Below are 14004 nucleotides of genomic sequence, written 5' to 3' on the forward strand. Positions count from 1 at the left end.
TTATTTGTAGATTATGGTTTTATTAACACCTTTAGAATCTGTTCACTAGGATCATGTGCACATTCGATCGCCTCGTTTAGCTGGGCTAGAGAAAAGCGATGAGTCACCATTTTTTCAACATCAAATACTCGATTTCTTAACATTTCCAAAGCAACCTGATAATTATATGGATTAGAGGAATAGGAGCCAATAATCTTAACTTCATCATTAAAGAATCGTGCTGCTTGTACCGGAACCAATTCGTTTTTAAATGGAGCAAAAACTAATATGGTTCCTCCCCTTGCTACACATTCCATCGCTTGAGGCAAAAGGGACTGGATCCCTGCTGAAATGATCACAATATTTACGCCCAATCCATCTGTTATATCCATGATCTGTTGAACGACATCCTCATTCTTGCTATCAATCGCATAATCTGCACCAAATTCTAACGATTTATTTAAGCGATATGGGTTAATATCACTTACCATTATTTTTCCTGCCATTAAATACTTTGCAATTTGGACTTGCATACAACCAATTTGACCAGCACCCATAATAAGTACTGAATCACCAGGCTGAAACAATATGGACTCAAACCCATGAAGGCAACATGCAATTGGCTCAACCAAGGCACCTTCTTCATAGCTCAAATCCTCTGGAATTTTTCCCATTGTATGTTTAACATGTAATGACGGGACTCGTATATATTCTGAAAATCCTCCAGGATCAAGATTTGTTTGCTTAAATTGCGGGCATAAGCTATAAGATCCTTTTCTACAATAATGGCATGTAAAACAAGGAACATGGTGTGCAACAAATACCCTGTCACCAACCTGATAACCATCTACTTCACTTCCAATCTTGACAATTTCTCCTGAAACCTCATGTCCTAGTACGGTTTTAGGAGGTACTGTCTTCTCCAAAGCCTTATGAATATCTGTTCCACATAAGCCACAGGCATGCATTTTGAGTAAAACTTCATCTTCTTTTATTAATGGAAGAGGCATCTCTTGAAATCGAAAGTCACCTTTGTCATAATAAACAGCAGCCTTCATTCTTTCACCCCAATTGGCCAAATTTTGTTTGTAAAAAGTTCAGCAGCTCCTTATAGCCATGCATTTTGTTCGATATCCAATACCTTCCTCCGAATAAACGATATTTCCCAATTCTTATAAAGGATTTTCCAGCATATCCATAATTTTTTACTGACAAACCTTCAATGTCCTCCCAAAGATATTCATGCTTTCTGCCGAACCCCTCAAAGATAATTGAATTGGTTGTAACGGTAACAGAAGAAGGATTATGAAGTCCCATTAATGTTGATAACAAAAGAAGCGGCATCGTGATGATAAGTAACTGATAGAATGGAAGAGGACCTTCCATTAAACTTCGATAAATGGCCCAAAGAAATAAGCCCATCATTAAAAATACAGGCAAAATAATAGAAACCCAAAGAACTGGTTTGCTATAAACATATTTTTTCATGACCATTCCTCCAGTTTTATTCTAAACGGTGCTCAGGTCCAAACTAAGTAAACTCCTTTTCCTTAGCAGACCGAGCACCTTGGTTTATAAATGGCTTTCCACTACTATGAAGCAAATATTAATCAAGATATTCGATAATTTTTTTAATATCCTCATCTACTCCTACCCCTGTAAGGAAAGAAAGTGTATGAATAACAGGCTTACTTCCTACCCCGCTTACTGGTGTAGTTGTCACAATAAGGTCTGCTCGTTCAGCCTTAGATGGGACCTCTGAAGCTTTACATTGTTCAACTACCACGTCATACCCTTTACTCTTTAAAACCTCCTCTACCTTTTTTGCTACTACTGTTGAAGTTGCAACTGCTGTACCACAAGATACTAAAATACGTTTTGCCATGTTTGTTTCCTCCATTCCTCATTTTCTTTTATAGACTCTTTGTATTTTCGTTAGCCTCAATTACTTGCTCAGCCTTTAATGTTATTGGATCCAATCCCATCTGTTTTGCATATTGTTTTTTGATATCATTCCGAACCCAAAACCATAGTAATGCATAGGCAATTGCAGCAATAATAGCACCTATAAAATATGGATTACTTGGATCTAATAAGCGAACAATAATCCATGGAATAACATGTGATCCTAAATCGATGCCAGAAATGCTGGTAGCTCCTTCTGGGAAGTCAAATCCAACAGCCCTGCCCATCGTGGTTGCCAAGTCTGCAAGATTGGTAGCTATAAAGAATACAATCATTAACGTTACGATACTATTAATGATCCCCCTAATGATATTTCCTCTTGCGGCTGCAACCGCCCAGACAACTGTGAATGGCAACACAGAGAAATCTGCAAACGGCAACATTCCATTGTATGGAAGGGTAACAGCCAGAAGAATGGTAATTGGGACCATAATTAACGCAACGGCCATGTTTGATGGTGTGCCAATTACGATTGCTGTATCTAATCCGATATAGACATCCTTTCCTGGAAACCTTTTATTAATCATTTCCCTGGCACCTTCGGAAATTGGAATAAGCCCTTCCATTAATAAAGCAACCATTCTAGGCATTAAAATTAATACCGCTGCCATTTGAACTCCCAGCATTAATACGCCTTTCACATCATATCCACCAAGTAAACCGATAATCATCCCTAGTACTAACCCCATAACAAGCGGTTCTCCAAAAAGTCCAAATCTTTTACTTAATGTTTCTGGATCAGCATGAAGTTTATTTATACCTGGAATTTTATCGAGTATTCGATTACTAGCATACGTAATCGGTGCAAAATTAACTGTTTCAGAATGAGCCATTGAAACACCTTTTAATCCGAAATGATGCTCGACTGCAGGTGCGGTCCAATCAGCTAATTTAAGCGTAATAGCTGACACAATTAGTCCCACTACTAATGCTAAAACCATGTTGTCATAGGCATAATAGGTTACAGATGCCGCAAAGATTAAATGCCAAAAGTTCCAAATATCTACATTAAGTGTCTTGGTTACATTTAGTGAAAGCATCACTACATTTAAAAGTAAAACTAATGGAATCATAAGTGGTGCAACTGGTGTTCCAAATGATATTGCAGCCCCAATTGGCCAGCCGACATCTAAAATATCCAAATTTAGACCTAAAGAAGTCACCATAGCTTGTGCGGCAGGCCCAAGAGCACTAGTTAAAAGACCAATAACGAGATTCACACCTACAAACCCAATTCCGATTGTTACACCTGCTGTAAATGACTTTTTAAACCCTTGTTTAAGCAGCATTCCAAAAATCGTCATAATAATCGGAAGCATGATTGTAGGACCCAAATCCAAAACAAAATCAACAGCCTGTTTAATCATTCATCCACCTCCTCAATATAGAGAGCGCTTACATTTTTGACGCCCTTAACATCTCTAAACACTTACTCGATTTAGTTCTTTATTAAGTATATTTGTTACTGCTTCAGCACTTTTTGCATCTTGTAATCGTGACATCGTTTCTTCGTTTTGAAAAACCCCCATTAGTCTTTCTAACATCACAAGTTGATTTTCTGGTTCTTTGATCGCCAACATAAATACGATATCGGCATCAACGGTTTCCCCTGGATTTCCCATCATTTGAAATTGTACCGGTTTATACAATTTAGCGAACGAAATCATGGGGCTGACAATATGTTCAGGGTCTGTATGTGGAATAGCTACCCCCATATTTGCCAATGGCAATCCTGTTGGATAAACATTTTCTCTTTCCAAGATAGCCTGTAGAAATGATTCTTTTACATAGTTTAAATCTTTCAATTTTTTATAAAGAAACGTAATGACTTCTTCACTTTTTTCTGCTTCAACATCTAAAAAAACAACTTGTTGATCTAAACAAAATAACTCCCCCATTTATTCCTCCCCTTTACTCAAAAATATTTCTTACTATACTCTTTTCAAAAACTCTTTATCATAACATGTCAGAACATCATTTACATTTGTTCTGACATGTTACTTTTGTAATAATTATAAAATATTCTTAAAATTCAATCAAGTAGTTTTCACTATTTCTTTTCGTTTCTTTCTTTCCTTATTCGCTAGATTCAGCGCTGCTTCATAAAAGGTTTCAGATACCGTTGGGTGAGGATGGATCATTTTAGCTGCTTCATCTACGGTTCCTTCTAAATACATAAAAGCTGAAGCTTCTGAAATCATTTCCGTTACATGTGGTCCAACCATTGTTACTCCGATGATCTCTCCGTATTTTTCTTCGTAGACAATCTTTGTGAAGCCCGATGTTTCGCCGATGGTAAGGGCCTTTCCGCTACCAACGTGATCAAATTTTTCCGTTATGACTGCAAGGCCTTTTCCACGTGCTTCATCTTCTGTCATACCAACGCTAGCGATTTCAGGAAGTGTATAGATGCAACGAGGGACAACTTTATAATCAATTGTGTCAGCAACACCTGAAGCATTATTTGCCGCAACAATACCTTCAGCGCTTGCTACATGTGCCAGCTGATAACCTCCCACGACATCCCCTACTGCATAAACATTTGCTAAACTTGTTTCCATTTTTTCATTAACTTTGATAAATGGTCCGTCCATTTCAAGCTTTATTTGTGCTATAGCAGAGAGATTGGGCTTTCTACCAATACACACAATCAAGATTTCTGATTCAACAATTTTTTCATTACCTTTTTTGTTGGTACAAATGATGTGTTTGAGTTGATCTGTTTGTTCAACACGTTCGACGGTAGTGCCAGTTAAAATCTGCCCGCCTTTTTTCTTTAATTGCTTTTCTAAAAGCTTTGAAGCGTCTTTATCTTCACTCGGTACAAGACGATCAGCCATTTCGATGATTGTTACGTTCGTGTTTAAGCTGGCAAAAATACAAGCAAACTCAACACCGATCACACCACCGCCGATAATGGTGATCGACTCTGGTATCTTAGGCAAATCAAAAATCGAATCACTTGTATCGAATTGCACAGCTTCAAGTCCAGGTATGCCCGGTACGACTGGTGTAGAACCTGTAGCAATGATGATTTTATCTGCTTGAATGTACTCATACTGTTCATTTGAGACAATCTTAATTTGGTTTTGGGTTTCTATCATGCCAAATCCTTCATAAACATCAATTTTACCTTGTTTCATTAGGAAGGAAATCCCGTTGCGCAACCGATGTATGACATCATCTTTTCGTTTTTTCATTTTCTCAAATGAAAAGGTGAGCTCACCTGTTTCAATGCCCCAAGCTTTTGCTTGTTCAATCGATTCAATGATTTCCGCATGTCTGAGGAATGTTTTTGACGGGATACACCCGCGATTTAAACAGGTGCCGCCCAAAAATTCTGCTTCTATCAACGCTACGCTTTTCCCTAATTCAGCTGCTTGGATAGCGGAAACATATCCGCCAGGTCCTCCGCCTATAACGACAATATCATAGCTTTTTGACATTCTTTGCACCTCCTAAACTAGCAATTCAAATGGATTTTCCAGTACATGTTTAAGCTCTGTTAAAAATGCAGCGGCAGGAGCACCATCAATTGCCCGGTGATCAAAGGAAAGACTGACTGCCATCATTGGTCGTATCACAATTTCCTGATTGATCACAACCGGCTTATCTTGAATTCTTCCTACACCTAAGATCGCTGTTTCTGGCAAATTAATAATTGGAGTAAACGTATCAATCGCATACATACCAAGATTACTAATCGTGAAGGTCGAGCCCTTCATCTCATCTGGAAGTAATTTGAGCTCACGTGCTCGTTTGCCAATATCCTTTGCTTCAGATGTTAATGTACTTAATCCTTTTTTATTAACATCCTTTAACACCGGTACCATTAAGCCATCCTCAAGTGCAACTGCCAAGCCAATGTTTATTTGTTCGTTCATCACAATTTCATCATTGATTATCGAAGCATTAACAGATGGATAACGTGAGAGAACCATACCTGCCGCTTTGATAATGACTTCAGTGAATGATAAACGATAGCCAGTTTGTTTCTCGATTGTTGGCAAAAGCTGCCCACGTAGTTCTTTTACCTTTGTCATATCGATATCACTTGTTAACGTAACATGTGGGGCAGTTGTTACGCTTTTTTGCATACGATCTGCGATCACTTTTCGCATACCAGAAAGCTTTTTACGGTTTGATTGATTTGTTTCTGCTACGGCATTCTGACCTCTTCGGGGATTTACAAGATCGTCTTTTACGATTTTTCCGTTTTTACCTGTACCCGTTATTTTTGAAACATCCACTTGTTCTGATTGGGCAATTTTTCTAGCGAGCGGTGTCATTTTTACAGCTGCTGCCTTATTCTCAGACATATGCTTCACATCTTTTTCATGAATACGGCCATTTGGTCCGCTGCCGGTTACAAGAGTGAGCGCGATTTTCTTTTCTCTTGCCACTCTTCTTGCCGCAGGAGTTGCCCTTACCTTTTCAGTCGAAACAAGTTGTTTTTCTTCAACCGGAGCTGAGTTATCAGTTCCCTCTGTAGTCGCTTTTGAACCTTCCCCGCTTGAATCATCTGAAGAAATCCCTGGTGATTCAGCTGGTACTTCTTCACTCTCTTCTCCGATATAGCCAATGATTTGATTTACCGGGATTTCTTGATCCACATCAAAGTATTTTTTTAGTAAAACCCCATCATCATATGACTCTACCTCGATATTGATTTTATCTGTCATGATTTCAAACAGCGGTTCGCCAATTTCTACCGGATCCCCTTCTTCTTTAAACCATTGAAGGAGGGTTCCGACTTCCATCGTACTGCTTAATTTCGGCATGAAAATTTCCTTTGCCATCGATCATCCCTCCTTATTTGTAGCGAACGATTTCTTTTACAGCTCCGATAATATCTGGTACTTGCGGTATTGCCGCTTTTTCTAGAGTTGGATTATATGGAATGGGAATTGAAAGTCCGCCTAAGCGTTTAATAGGTGCATCAAGATAGTCAAAAGCTTCACTTTCTGCAATCATGCTTGCAATCTCACCGCCAAATCCGCCCCGCTTTACAGCTTCATGAACTACGATTAAGCGGCCTGTCTTTTTTACAGATTCAATGATCGTTTCTTCATCTAAGGGGACGAGTGTTCTTGGATCAACGATCTCTACGTCAACTCCCTCTTTTTCAAGCTCTGCAGCTGCTTCCAATGCTTTATGGACCATAATGGATGTTGCGACAATCGTGACATCCGTTCCTTTCCGCTTCACGTCAGCCTTACCAATCGGAATCGAATACTGCTCCTCAGGAACATCACCTTTCGTTTTATAAAGAAGCTTATGCTCATAGAAAATCACGGGATTATCGTCATCTATCGCAGCCTTGAGCAAGCCTTTTGCATCATAAGCTGTTGAAGGCTGGATCACTTTAAGACCTGGAATATGTGCCATCCAAGCCTCTAAGCTTTGTGAGTGCTGTGCCGCCGCACCTGTACCTGATCCGGCTGGTGTACGCAGCACCATTGGCACACTCCCAATCCCGCCGTTCATATAGCGGAGCTTAGCTGCTTGGTTAACCATTTGGTCCATTGCAATTGTAATAAAATCAGAGAATTGTAGTTCTAAAATTGGTCTCATCCCTGTTAATGCTGCACCAACTGCACCACCTGCAATAGCTGCTTCAGATATTGGAGTGTTACGGACACGCTCAGGCCCAAATTCTTCAATCATTCCACGGGTTACGCCAAAAGCGCCTCCATAAACTCCGATATCCTCGCCTAAAATAAAAACGTCCTCGTTCTGTCTCATTTCTTGACTCATTGCTTCCCTGACGGCTTCTAAATACGTAATCTCTCTCATGCTACGTTCCTCCTTACGCATACACATCTTCTAATAAAGTATTAATGGATGGTTCTGGACTATTTTCTGCATAGGTAACAGCAGCTTCAATTTCCTCTTTTGCTTCCATTTGAAGTTGTTTCGCTTCTTCTTCGGTAATGAGGCCTTCTGAAATTAATAGCTCTTTATACTTCTTAATGCCGTCTCTATTTCTCCATTCTTGCTCTTCCTCACGTGTCCGATATTTTTTCGCATCACTTTTCGAATGCCCTTTCCAACGATATGTTTTTGCTTCAATTAATGTTGGCCCATTGCCGCTGCGAGCATGTTCAACCGCATCGTAAACGGTATTCATCATTTCAATCACATCTGTGCCATCAACAATTTTCCCCGGTATTCCGTAACTGCTGCCACGTTCAGCAATATGTTCAATATTTGTCATTTCCTTTACAGGACCGCTCATTCCATATTGGTTATTTTCACAAATAAAGACGACCGGTAAATCCCAGATGGATGCTAGATTAAGAGCTTCATGGAAACTTCCTTCATTGCTTGCACCATCACCAAAATAACAGAGGACAACATAGCCTAACTTTTTCATTTTTGACGTTAATGCTGCGCCTACAGCGATCGGGATACCCCCGCCTACAATTCCATTTGCTCCTAAATTCCCTTTTTCAAGATCGGCAATATGCATGGAACCGCCTTTTCCTTTGCAGTAGCCTGTTTCCCGTCCAAACAGCTCTGCCATCATGCGTTTAACATCTGCTCCTTTTGAAATACAATGGCCATGCCCTCGATGTGTGCTTGTAATTTTATCTATATCTTTTAAAGCAGCGATTGGCCCTGCTGCAGAAGGCTCCTGCCCAACACATAAATGGGTTGTGCCGTGAATCATTCCTTTAGCAAAAAACTGGTCAACCTTTTCATCAAAATAACGAATTAACCACATTTCTTTATAGAGTGAAATTAGCTTCTCATTGGTGATATGGGGTGGCAATTTAACTGTGCTTAACATCAATTCCCTTCCTCCTTTTACATTTGTTCTTATGTGTTACATTTGTAAATATCGTAATCCTATTATTGAAAATAGTCAAGGTATTGTCTGTAATTTTTTGAATTTTTTATCTTTTGCCTGTTTTCTAAAGGAGGAAAGAATCGGAAGTTACAATAAAATCGTTTAACTATTCATTTTCTAAACACAAAAAACACCGTTCAAAAATAGAACGGTGCAATAAAAATAGTTATATACTTTTTCATTAAATACCAATTTACTTAAGAACTTAACTAAATGAATTTCAATGCAACATATTTAAGGTTTTAGAGCAAAAAATATTCTTTTTTAATTTATGCAGATTTATTGCTTTCTATGGCTTCCCCTATAACTTGGATCCGCTCAACTTTTCCGACCAAAAAGATGTAAGATAAAGCTCCTAACAGTGTAACACATGCAATGAAGGTAAGTGCCGGCGCAAAATTCCCTCCTTTCGCCAAAAAACCAATAATAATAGGAATGATGATCGATGATGTATTACCAATAAAGTTAAACACACCTCCTGCCATACCTATAAGTCGTTTAGGCGCTAATAAGGAAACAAAGACCCAGGTAATCGATGCAAAGCCGTTTCCAAAAAATGCTATGCACATAAACATTATGACTAAGTTTGTATTTTCAACGTAGTTTGCACCAACTATAGATGTCGCCAATAATAGTCCAGTGATAACTGGCACCTTTCTTGCAACGCTGTCAGAAAAACCTCTTTTCACAAGAAAATCAGAGAGGAATCCTGAAGTTAATACACCTGCAAAAGCAGCTATAAATGGCAATGCAGCTAGAAAGCCAGATTTCTCAAAGTCTATTCCTCTATACTCAACAAGATAAGTTGGAAACCAGGTTAAGAAAAACCATAAAGTTGATGTTACTGCAAATTGGCCAATGTATATGCCCCATAACTTCTTGCTTTTTAATACAGTTGCAAAGTCTTTTAAGCCAAATTCAGACTTTTTCGATTTTTCTTCAGAAACAGAATCAAAAACTGCTCCGCCCTTACTAATATAATCAAGTTCTTGTTTATTAACCCGCTTACTCTGTAGAGGATCACGATAAAATAAATACCATAGAAGAGCCCATGATAAACCAATGACACCTGTGATAATAAATAAACCTCTCCATCCAAACCACTGCTGCAAGAATATTAATGTTGGTGTTAAAAAGGCTAATCCAATAAACTGTCCTGAGGTATAGATAGCAATTGCTCTAGCTCTTTCTTTTTCCGGAAACCAAGAAGCAGCTACTTTACTATTGGTTGGAAATGCTGGTGCTTCAAAGGCTCCCAATGCAATACGGAGAAATATAAATCCTGAGAAACCATGGATAAACCCCTGCAGTAAAGTCGCAATAGAAAAGCCAGCTATCCCTATGGTATGGGTCTTTCTGTTACCCAACTTATCTAGTATCCATCCACCCGGTATTTGAAGAGCAGCGTATGTCCATCCAAAAGCTGAAAAAATCAATCCCATCTGAACAGGATCTAAACCTAGATCTTTTGAAATTAAAGGTGCTGCTACTGAAATGTTGCTTCGATCCATATAATTTATAATGACTGTTATAAACAACATAAGAACTACTCCATACCGTACTTTTGTCATTCTATTGCCCATGTTATTCACCCATTTCACCAGTTTTTATTACCATTCAGCGACACTGCCATCCTTATGTCTCCAGACTGGATTTTTCCAATTATGACCGATGTCAGCCATTTTCCTTACATGTTCTTCATTGATTTCAATACCTAATCCAGGACCATCCGGTATCTTCACGTATCCGCTTTCATATTGGAAAACACGATTATCTATAATATAATCTAGTAAATCGCTGCCCTGATTATAATGAATGCCAAGACTCTGTTCCTGAATAAATGCGTTGTGACAAGTAGCATCAACCTGAAGACAAGCGGCTAACGCGATCGGACCTAATGGACAGTGTGGAGCTGCAGCAACATCAAATGCTTCAGCCATTGAAATGATTTTTTTGCATTCTGTAATCCCGCCTGCATGCGATAGATCTGGCTGAATAATATCAACATACCCGTCTATTAATAATTTTTTATAATCCCATTTTGAGAACATTCTTTCACCGGTTGCAATAGGAATGGTCACATGGTTTGCAATTTCACGAAGGGCCTCATTATTTTCCGGCAAAACAGGTTCTTCAATAAACATAGGTCGAAAAGGCTCAAGCTCTTTTGCCAAAGCTTTTGCCATAGGTTTATGTACCCGGCCGTGAAAGTCAATTCCAATTCCAATATAAGGTCCTACCGCCTCTCTTACTGTTGCAATACGCTCAATTACCTGGTCTATTTTTTCATATGAGTCAACATATTGAAGTTCTTCCGTACCGTTCATTTTTACGGCTGTAAATCCACGTGATACAACTTCTTTCGCTGCCTCTCCAACATCTGCCGGACGATCTCCTCCAATCCATGAATATACCTTGATGGATTCTCTTGCTTTTCCTCCAAGAAGTTGATGAACAGGGGCATTGTAATACTTTCCTTTTATATCCCACAAGGCTTGATCAATACCAGATATAGCACTCATTAAGATCGGGCCGCCGCGATAAAAACCAGCGCGATACATAACATTCCAATGATCTTCAATATTAAGCGGGTCTTTGCCAATGAGATATTCCATTAATTCTTCAACAGCTGTTTTAACAGTAGCTGCTCTCCCTTCTATGATTGGTTCACCCCATCCGATAATTCCTTCATCTGTTTCCAATTTTAAAAACAACCAGCGTGGCGGTACTTGGAATAATTCATAACCTGTAATTTTCATAAAATAACTTCTCCTTTTTAGTTGTTTGTTTTTACAGCTGAAACAAATTGGCTTGCTTTTTCTGTTATTTGCATTAAATATTCATCTGTTATCTCATGCTTCGCATTCACAAGAGCGCTTCCAATTCCACAACCAACAGCACCCGCTTTCATAAATTCCTGAATATTGCCTAAATCTACCCCACCAGTCGGAAGCAATGGAATTTGCGGAAGAGGCCCGCGTATATCTTTTATGAAGCCTGGTCCCAAAGTCGCAGGGAAAACTTTGATAATATCTCCGCCATTTTCATAGGCTGATAGAATTTCAGTTGGAGTAAAGGCACCGGGAATGCTCACTGCTCCATATCTTTTTGTCACTTTAATCGTTTCGATATCAACAGTAGGAGATAAAATGAATTTCGCGCCTGCTAAAATTGCTGATCGGGCAGTTTCAGAGTCTAAAACGGTACCGGCACCTACCAGCACTTGATCGCCAAGTTCATCTGATACCTCTCCAATAACAGATAATGCCCTTGGAGAATTCATGGTAATTTCTAAAATTTTCACTCCCCCTTCATGCAGTGCTTTAGCAATTTTTATAACGTCTTCGGGATTTGCACCACGGATTATTGCTACAATTTTGTTATCTAGAATGCTGGACAGTGTATTCATAAAAAAAATGATCCTCCCTTTTTAGTTAACGAGAAACATCTTCTGTTCCTGATAACTTCACAAGCGCTTCTAATATTTCTCTATCAGGCAACCCTTCAATATCACCGTTGACTGTTGTCACTGCTGCACCGATGGCACAGCCTCTCAATACAGATTCTTTAAGAGTAAGGCCGTCCAATAGACCTGACAGCACACCTGCTGCAAATCCGTCTCCTGCTCCGACCGGATCTACTACTTTTTCCACCTTAAAGCTTTCTACATATCCTTTTTCCGACAGAGTCGAATAATAAGCTCCTTTTTCGCCACGTTTAATAATAACGGTTCCAACTCCGTGATGATGAAACAGTTCTGCCATTTCCTCACAGTCTTCTGTCCCCAATAAAAATGCTCCTTCACTTATTCCCGGCAAAACAATGTCTGCCATCTTTGCGATTGCTAAAAGTGTAGTACGCGCTTCTTCATCACTCCATAATTTACGACGCACATTCGGATCAAAAACCACTTTCACATCATGTTTCTTTGCTATCTCAATAGCATAAAAGATACTGTCTCGGCAAGATTGGCTGAGAGCGGGGGTTATACCTGTTATGTACAGATATTTCGTGTTCGCAACATATTCTTCATTAATATCGTCAGGAGTCAAAAAGCTTGCAGCAGAATGTTTACGATAATAATAGACTCGAACATTTTTTTCATTTATCAACTCTTTAAAAAAAAGTCCGGTTGGTGCGTTATTGTCAGTAGCCACCTGACTTGTATCGACTCCCTCTGCTCTGACTGCAGAAAGGATGAACGATCCGAATTCATCCTTCCCTACACGACTGATCCAACCTGTCTTATGACCGAGCTTTGCCAAGCCGATTAATGTGTTGGTTTCGGCTCCAGCCATTTTTGACGAGTAATTCCTGGCGTATCTCATCTGCCCTTGTGTATCAGGAGTAAACAAAACCATTGTTTCTCCTATACTCATTACATCCATGTTAAGCCTCCACTTCTCACTTTTGCTTCTCTTAAGAATGCCCAATGCTTTCTGAGATTTTCTTTGATGTTTGAAGGAGTTTTTCTACAATTAAATCCTTCCGGTTGAGCATTCTTTCTTTAGGTCCAGCAACGCTAATCGCTGCTTGAATTGTATTGTCCGGACCGAAAATTGGGGCAGCTAGACAATACAAACCTTCCTCATTTTCCTCATCGTCAATGGAATATCCCATATCCACAAACATCTCCAATTTCTTTTCTAACTCTTGTCGATTCGTAATCGTATTTCTTGTGATGGGGGATAGTTCAACATGATCCAAAATCGCATTTTTTTCATTTTCGGGTAAGAAAGCTAAAAATGCTTTGCCTAGTCCAGTGCAATATAAGGGTTTACGATAACCCGGTTGAGCCGTTGTTCGAATCGAACGGTTATTGTCTATTTTTGAAACATAGACTAGCTCCCCTTCGGATAATACAGCCATAAATACCGTTTCTTGTACATCTTCCATTAACTTTTTAAGATATGGTGTTCCTTGGGAAGAAATATCCAGTGATTCCATTGCAAGTGTTCCCATTTGAATCAGTTTTGGCCCTAGTTTATACCGTTTAAGGGAATCTTGGTTTAAATATCCTTCCTTAAACAGAGTGCCAATAAGATTAGATGTACTACTCTGAGGAAACGAAAGTTTACCGCTCATTTCTTTAATCGTTAGACCTTCTGTGTGTTGCCCCAATAGTTCAAATACTCTTAATACTCGTTCTGCAGATTTTACTGACATGTCATACCTCCAAAATCACATATGTGATTTAAAATCATATA

At 39.2% G+C, this 14004-nt stretch carries 14 protein-coding genes; all 14 read right to left on the reverse strand.

Translation table 11 applies throughout. The features are described 5' to 3' along the window. Nucleotides 1-11 precede the first annotated feature (11 nt). Complete coding sequence (locus ACSVDH_RS24410) at nt 12-1037, reverse strand: zinc-dependent dehydrogenase (protein WP_439252881.1); 1026 nt, start codon at nt 1035-1037, stop codon at nt 12-14. 4 nt (nt 1038-1041) lie between these two features. Next, nucleotides 1042-1467 carry a hypothetical protein gene (locus ACSVDH_RS24415; protein ID WP_439252879.1) on the reverse strand — a complete coding sequence of 142 codons (426 nt, stop codon included), beginning with the start codon at nt 1465-1467 and terminating at the stop codon, nt 1042-1044. A gap of 118 nt (nt 1468-1585) precedes the next feature. Beyond that, on the reverse strand, nt 1586-1864 hold the full coding sequence (locus ACSVDH_RS24420) for a PTS sugar transporter subunit IIB (RefSeq protein ID WP_439252877.1): 279 nt from the start codon (nt 1862-1864) through the stop codon (nt 1586-1588). A 28-nt stretch (nt 1865-1892) separates the two neighbouring features. After that, nucleotides 1893-3311 (reverse strand): PTS galactitol transporter subunit IIC, encoded by a 1419-nt coding sequence (locus ACSVDH_RS24425; protein WP_439252876.1) that lies wholly within the window; start codon nt 3309-3311, stop codon nt 1893-1895. Between the two features lie 54 nt (nt 3312-3365). Beyond that, entirely contained in the window at nt 3366-3842 is a 477-nt protein-coding gene (locus ACSVDH_RS24430; RefSeq protein ID WP_439252875.1) for a PTS sugar transporter subunit IIA, read from the reverse strand. Nucleotides 3843-3980: 138 nt separating this feature from the next. Next, nucleotides 3981-5390, reverse strand: a complete 1410-nt coding sequence (gene lpdA / locus ACSVDH_RS24435; protein ID WP_439252874.1) for a dihydrolipoyl dehydrogenase — start codon at nt 5388-5390, stop codon at nt 3981-3983. A gap of 12 nt (nt 5391-5402) precedes the next feature. After that, on the reverse strand, nt 5403-6743 hold the full coding sequence (locus ACSVDH_RS24440) for a dihydrolipoamide acetyltransferase family protein (RefSeq protein WP_439252873.1): 1341 nt from the start codon (nt 6741-6743) through the stop codon (nt 5403-5405). Nucleotides 6744-6756: 13 nt separating this feature from the next. Next, a complete protein-coding gene (locus ACSVDH_RS24445) occupies nt 6757-7740 on the reverse strand; it encodes an alpha-ketoacid dehydrogenase subunit beta (RefSeq protein WP_299090959.1) in 984 nt (327 codons plus the stop codon). Between the two features lie 13 nt (nt 7741-7753). After that, nucleotides 7754-8737 carry a thiamine pyrophosphate-dependent dehydrogenase E1 component subunit alpha gene (locus tag ACSVDH_RS24450; protein WP_439253002.1) on the reverse strand — a complete coding sequence of 328 codons (984 nt, stop codon included), beginning with the start codon at nt 8735-8737 and terminating at the stop codon, nt 7754-7756. Between the two features lie 329 nt (nt 8738-9066). After that, on the reverse strand, nt 9067-10380 hold the full coding sequence (locus ACSVDH_RS24455) for an MFS transporter (RefSeq protein WP_439252870.1): 1314 nt from the start codon (nt 10378-10380) through the stop codon (nt 9067-9069). Between the two features lie 27 nt (nt 10381-10407). Beyond that, entirely contained in the window at nt 10408-11556 is a 1149-nt protein-coding gene (dgoD, locus tag ACSVDH_RS24460) for a galactonate dehydratase (RefSeq protein ID WP_439252869.1), read from the reverse strand. Nucleotides 11557-11573: 17 nt separating this feature from the next. Next, complete coding sequence (locus ACSVDH_RS24465; protein ID WP_439252868.1) at nt 11574-12206, reverse strand: bifunctional 4-hydroxy-2-oxoglutarate aldolase/2-dehydro-3-deoxy-phosphogluconate aldolase; 633 nt, start codon at nt 12204-12206, stop codon at nt 11574-11576. Nucleotides 12207-12231: 25 nt separating this feature from the next. Next, on the reverse strand, nt 12232-13185 hold the full coding sequence (locus ACSVDH_RS24470; RefSeq protein WP_439252867.1) for a sugar kinase: 954 nt from the start codon (nt 13183-13185) through the stop codon (nt 12232-12234). Between the two features lie 31 nt (nt 13186-13216). Next, complete coding sequence (locus ACSVDH_RS24475; protein ID WP_439252865.1) at nt 13217-13963, reverse strand: IclR family transcriptional regulator; 747 nt, start codon at nt 13961-13963, stop codon at nt 13217-13219. Nucleotides 13964-14004: the final 41 nt, after the last annotated feature.

The sequence above is a fragment of the Metabacillus sp. Hm71 genome, from assembly GCF_051842955.2.
Lineage (GTDB): Bacteria > Bacillota > Bacilli > Bacillales > Bacillaceae > Metabacillus.

Excerpts from the sequence above, each read along its gene's own strand:
- ACSVDH_RS24410 (WP_439252881.1), bottom strand. The coding sequence starts at position 1,037 with ATGAAGGCTGCTGTTTATTATGACAAAGGTGACTTTCGATTTCAAGAG.
- ACSVDH_RS24415 (WP_439252879.1), bottom strand. The coding sequence starts at position 1,467 with ATGAAAAAATATGTTTATAGCAAACCAGTTCTTTGGGTTTCTATTATT.
- ACSVDH_RS24420 (WP_439252877.1), bottom strand. The coding sequence starts at position 1,864 with ATGGCAAAACGTATTTTAGTATCTTGTGGTACAGCAGTTGCAACTTCA.
- ACSVDH_RS24425 (WP_439252876.1), bottom strand. The coding sequence starts at position 3,311 with ATGATTAAACAGGCTGTTGATTTTGTTTTGGATTTGGGTCCTACAATC.
- ACSVDH_RS24430 (WP_439252875.1), bottom strand. The coding sequence starts at position 3,842 with ATGGGGGAGTTATTTTGTTTAGATCAACAAGTTGTTTTTTTAGATGTT.
- lpdA (WP_439252874.1), bottom strand. The coding sequence starts at position 5,390 with ATGTCAAAAAGCTATGATATTGTCGTTATAGGCGGAGGACCTGGCGGA.
- ACSVDH_RS24440 (WP_439252873.1), bottom strand. The coding sequence starts at position 6,743 with ATGGCAAAGGAAATTTTCATGCCGAAATTAAGCAGTACGATGGAAGTC.
- ACSVDH_RS24445 (WP_299090959.1), bottom strand. The coding sequence starts at position 7,740 with ATGAGAGAGATTACGTATTTAGAAGCCGTCAGGGAAGCAATGAGTCAA.
- ACSVDH_RS24450 (WP_439253002.1), bottom strand. The coding sequence starts at position 8,737 with ATGTTAAGCACAGTTAAATTGCCACCCCATATCACCAATGAGAAGCTA.
- ACSVDH_RS24455 (WP_439252870.1), bottom strand. The coding sequence starts at position 10,380 with ATGGGCAATAGAATGACAAAAGTACGGTATGGAGTAGTTCTTATGTTG.
- dgoD (WP_439252869.1), bottom strand. The coding sequence starts at position 11,556 with ATGAAAATTACAGGTTATGAATTATTCCAAGTACCGCCACGCTGGTTG.
- ACSVDH_RS24465 (WP_439252868.1), bottom strand. The coding sequence starts at position 12,206 with ATGAATACACTGTCCAGCATTCTAGATAACAAAATTGTAGCAATAATC.
- ACSVDH_RS24470 (WP_439252867.1), bottom strand. The coding sequence starts at position 13,185 with ATGGATGTAATGAGTATAGGAGAAACAATGGTTTTGTTTACTCCTGAT.
- ACSVDH_RS24475 (WP_439252865.1), bottom strand. The coding sequence starts at position 13,963 with ATGTCAGTAAAATCTGCAGAACGAGTATTAAGAGTATTTGAACTATTG.